Annotated in this window: 4 protein-coding genes and 1 pseudogene; all 5 read left to right on the top strand. The window is 39.3% G+C overall.

Annotated elements, in window-relative coordinates; all coding sequences use genetic code 11:
- The first annotated feature begins 175 nt into the window (after positions 1–175).
- The 5 genes and pseudogenes from GVY04_00025 to GVY04_00005 all read left to right on the top strand — a co-directional run bounded on the left by GVY04_00025 (position 176) and on the right by GVY04_00005 (position 3,391).
- Positions 176–958: a hypothetical protein gene (locus tag GVY04_00025; protein ID NBD14568.1), complete on the top strand. Its 783-nt coding sequence runs from the start codon at positions 176–178 to the stop codon at positions 956–958.
- A gap of 135 nt (positions 959–1,093) precedes the next feature.
- Positions 1,094–2,215: a glycosyltransferase gene (locus GVY04_00020; protein ID NBD14567.1), complete on the top strand. Its 1,122-nt coding sequence runs from the start codon at positions 1,094–1,096 to the stop codon at positions 2,213–2,215.
- Positions 2,216–2,261: 46 nt separating this feature from the next.
- The gene (locus tag GVY04_00015; GenBank protein NBD14566.1) at positions 2,262–2,609 is read left to right on the top strand and encodes a hypothetical protein; all 348 of its coding nucleotides are present in this window, start codon (positions 2,262–2,264) and stop codon (positions 2,607–2,609) included.
- Between the two features lie 17 nt (positions 2,610–2,626).
- Positions 2,627–2,782 carry a hypothetical protein gene (locus GVY04_00010; GenBank protein ID NBD14565.1) on the top strand — a complete coding sequence of 52 codons (156 nt, stop codon included), beginning with the start codon at positions 2,627–2,629 and terminating at the stop codon, positions 2,780–2,782.
- 41 nt (positions 2,783–2,823) lie between these two features.
- A pseudogene (locus tag GVY04_00005) lies at positions 2,824–3,391 on the top strand (IS630 family transposase).
- The last annotated feature ends 110 nt before the right edge of the window (positions 3,392–3,501 follow it).

The raw sequence follows: 3,501 nt of genomic DNA, 5'->3' as shown, positions 1-3,501 counted from the left end.
TGTCCTGGACTAACCCAGTTGGGCGAGATTCCGCCCTCTTACATCTAATCCAAACTAGAGAAACATCTGGAAGTGTTTACTCGCTAACCGCTCATGGCTCTATTCGCAGCTACGGGGAGGTGATCTCTCCCCAATCCCCCACCTCACGAAGTAGGTGGGGGTCATTGAATCGGAAATGGCTAGTGCAGGAACTCCTGAACCTTTTCTTATGAATGTCCACAGTACGATGAACTCCCGAGGTCCCTTTGCACTATTTATGATGGCAGGTATATTGTTGTTATTAAACAATGCAAGTTCTTTGAAAGGCTCCTTAAACTTTTTTGTGGTTCCAATTGGATACTTAGCCATGCTCCTTACAAGAGTCCGCACTTCTTGGTTCGCTTTTTTTATCGGCTTACTTTTTCTTTGGACTTCCCTGAAACCAAAATATCAAATGTTGCTAATCATAACTTTTACAGTTATGACACTTGGTGTAGTTGCATTGATAAACATTGAACAATTTTCTGATCGAATAAGTTCTCGTTTTGGAACTTTCTCTGATTTAGAAGAAGATGGAAGCTTTCAAGCCAGACAGTCAATTTATGCTGCTCATCTTACCAAGGCACTCTTCAATTTTGTAGGTAATGGGATGGGAGGTGGAATTGGGAATAGCGGTATTCTGTCAATGTTATTTACACTCGGTTGGATAGGAGTTATTCTTTATTGGGGGGGATTTATCCTTATACTATTGAGTTTGTTCAAAAATCATGAAACTCGTTTCGATCAATTTATCTGCACTGTACGTTCGATTGTCATCAGTATTTTAGCAATATTGCCGATGGGTAACCCAATGTCAGGAGTTGGGGCTGCACTTTTATGGGCCCTTACAGGAATAGGAATGGCGGGTCAAAAGTACTACCAAAACGAGCGTCCGATTAAATCAAATTCTTTATCATCAATAAATATTACTAAAAATTAGACAAGCTGTTAAGCACCTATACAAAATTATTTATACATAGACATAACACAGAAATTTTGTCTAATGTTAACTCATTCCTAAGGTGAAGGAGTGAGGTATGATCTTAGCCGAGTAAAAACTTAATATTAGCGAATTATGTCATTAAAAATTCTGTTTGTTTCTCCAGTTGGAGAGTTGGGTGGAGCTGAAAAAGTATTTCTTAGCTTGATAGAACATTTGCCAAAATGGCAGATAGAAGCCATTTTAGCCTGTATGCGACCTGGTCCAATAGCAGAGCTAGCCAAGCAAAAAGGGGCAGAAGTTTATGAGTTTAAACCTCACCGTTATCGGCAAATTAAAACTGTATGGGAAGGAATAGAATGGCTATTTAAGGTAGTTAAAAATACTGACGTCAAATTAATTCATTCTAACCATACCGGTCATGCATACAGCGGTTTAGCATCCCAATTTGCTAAAGTTCCTGAAGTGTGGCATCTGCATGACTATCCATATCATTTTGATTGGGTTGATAAGTTATTGAAAAGAATACCAGCAGCTCACATAATTTTTACTACTAATAAGGTCAAGAGTGGCTATCCAGAACTTCATAGACTGCCTAACTCAGTAATTGCTCCTTCCTGTATTAATCCTGACCATTTGCGCAATATCCCTCATCAATTTGATATTAGAGCCAAACATAACTTACCACCAGATCCTATGTTCTTAACAGTTACTCGGATGCAAGAACATAAAGGTCACCGTTACTTACTTGATGCAGTTCCCTTGGTACTCAAAAAACATCCCAATACAATCTTTGTCATAACTGGTAAACCAAATGGTAAGCAACAGGAAAATTATATGCAAGAACTCTTAGCTCGTGTTGAGAGTTTCGACATCCAAAAGCAAGTCAAATTCTTAGGATACGTTAGCGAGGAAGATCTGAGTTCTCTTTATCGTGAGGCTTCAGCAATCGTTCATCCTGCTCTTAGTGAAGGGTTCGGCTTAGTTTTGCTGGAAGCAATGCTTTTAGGAACTCCAGTGATAGCAGCCGCGGCAGACGGACCGAGTGAATTAATTGCTGACAGTCAGACAGGTTTGCTGGTACCTCCTGCTGATAGTGAAAAGCTCGCTAAAGCTATGATGAGGCTTTTGAATACGCCAAATTTAGCCAGAACTTTGAGCGATCAGGGGATGGTCGCTGCTGAAAAATTAAGTGTAGACAAAATGGTTGAGGCAACCGTGAATGTCTATCGAAGTCTAGTTGGTAGTAGTGAATAGTAATGATAGAATATTTAAGAAAGCTAAATTAATCAAAAGATTAATAATGAGTTGCCCGAACTGTCACTCTTCTAAATTTGTTAAAAATGGACATACTCACTACGGAAAACAACGTTTCCGTTGCCAGGATTGTGGTCGGCAATTTGTTAACAATTCTTCTCGTCAACCAATTTCTCAGGAAACTCGTGATTGGATTGATAAATTATTAAAAGAACGCTTATCATTAGCTGTGATCGCGCGAGTAAGTGGTGTATCTGAACGTTGGCTACAACATTACGTTAATCAGAAATATTATTTAATCCCTAAACAAGCTAAAATTAGTCAAAAAAGCGAGTGCTTAATTCGGAGGTTTCCTCCGAATGTAAGAAGCAATCAAGACAAAGAGGTAAGTTAATTTTAGAAATCGATGAAATGTGGTCATTTGTAGGTTTAAAGCAACAGAAAGAGTGGATTTGGTTAGCGATTGATCGCTTGACTAAAGAAATTGTTGGTGTACATATTGGTTCGCGCGATCGCGTCGGTGCTAGAAAACTGTGGGCATCACTAAGCTGTTCGTCATCTAAATAGGGTATTATTAAGAGTTAAATATCGGTAAAATGAGGGGAGAGATGCCAGCGAAAAACTTCCTAAAGCCTGAGCAACAAGAAAAGCTCCAAAAAGCCTTAAAGAAAGAAGAAAATGGAGAAATTCGAGAAAGAATCTTGATGCTGTTGTTGCTCAAGCTCCGCTTTCCTATGCGCGATACAATCGCGCTAGGGTCGGAGCTCAATGACGGAAAAACGCAACAAGAGATTGCGAAGTTTCTAGGTTGCTCAAAAAATAAAGTATCTTACTGGTGCGTGCATGGAGATCCCGATGATCTAGAAACCCTAAAAGATGAAAGAATGAAAGGGAACTATCAGAAAGTTACAGATCAATATATCGAAATTCTACTAGCAACAGTAGAAAAAGAGCCATCAGAACTGGGATATGAATTTGGCAGATGGACCGCCCAAAGATTAGCAACTTATCTAGAAGAAGAAACAGGAATTAAACTAAGTGGTTCTCAAGTTAGGAGAATACTAAAGCAAAAAAAAGTACGTTTACCTCTGGGCAAAATATAGCCTAGAGTCAAAAAGAAATGAAAAAAGTAGAGAAGCATTTAGAGAGAAAATAGAAGAGTATTTAAAAATTCAATGACCCCCACCTACTTCGTGAGGTGGGGGATTGGGGAGAGATAACCTCCCCGTAGCTGCGAATAGAGCCATGAGCGGTTAGCGAGTAAACACTTCCAGATGTTTCTCTAG

Source organism: Cyanobacteria bacterium GSL.Bin1, from assembly GCA_009909085.1.
Taxonomy (GTDB): Bacteria; Cyanobacteriota; Cyanobacteriia; order Cyanobacteriales; family Rubidibacteraceae; genus Halothece.
Note: the sequence above shows the minus strand (reverse complement) of the source record. Positions and strands in the feature narration are given on the sequence as shown.